The sequence below is a fragment of the Tistrella bauzanensis genome, from assembly GCF_014636235.1.
Classification (GTDB): Bacteria; Pseudomonadota; Alphaproteobacteria; order Tistrellales; family Tistrellaceae; genus Tistrella; species Tistrella bauzanensis.
Map to the genome: position 1 here is coordinate 1 of NZ_BMDZ01000206.1, position 733 is coordinate 733.

The window sequence follows — 733 nt, forward strand, 5'->3', positions numbered from 1 at the left end:
ACCTCACCCGAGGGAATCAGCCCCGCAGCGCGGGGGCAAGCGGACATCGACAGGGTTGGAGCCCATTCTGCAACAGGCTCCTTTGAGGCAGAAAAAATGGGGCGAATTTCATCAATTTTCCCGCACATAGGCGACAATCGAGTCGTCAAAATGCATGCCGCGATTGAGGCTGCATAAAGTCAATCTTTTCAAAACCGTAGAAAAGTGACGGTATTCTAAAAATCAATATATTCCGTAGAAAGATCAATATGTTACAATTTCAATTGATCATTGAGTGGGAATGACTGATGACGCGAACACAACACAAGCAAGTCAACGGGGTCGCCTGCCGATCATAGAACATAAACGTCAGATGAGCGTACATAAGGGGTATAAGAGTTTTGGCGGTTTTGGGCGATTCTATTCCAGTGGATTACTTTACTGGAAGCGGGTTGCTCATGACACAAAAAGAAAAAGTGGCGGCCAATGACAATGGCGCCGGAAAGGAAGAGGCTGAGCAGCATTTGCGCAGCATTGCCCGTGCCGTCGGTCGCCATATTGCCCGTGAGCATTTCAGGGCCTGGGAAAGGCGGCGGCAACGGGCGGCCAATGACAACCAGCTTACAGCTTCAGAGGAAGAGGGGCAGACTCCGGAGGGGTGAAACCTGGTTTTAAGAGCCTGTTGCAGAATGGGTCTTCGGAATGTGTCGCGATCGCAGTGAGATCCGCCCTTGAGCCTGCGGCCGGCGCCTGA

The 733-nt window shown here is 51.6% G+C and carries 1 protein-coding gene; it reads left to right on the top strand.

The window, feature by feature from the left end:
• Window positions 1–437: 437 nt before the first annotated feature.
• Window positions 438–641, top strand: a complete 204-nt coding sequence (locus IEW15_RS25595; protein WP_188583379.1) for a hypothetical protein — start codon at window positions 438–440, stop codon at window positions 639–641.
• Window positions 642–733: the final 92 nt, after the last annotated feature.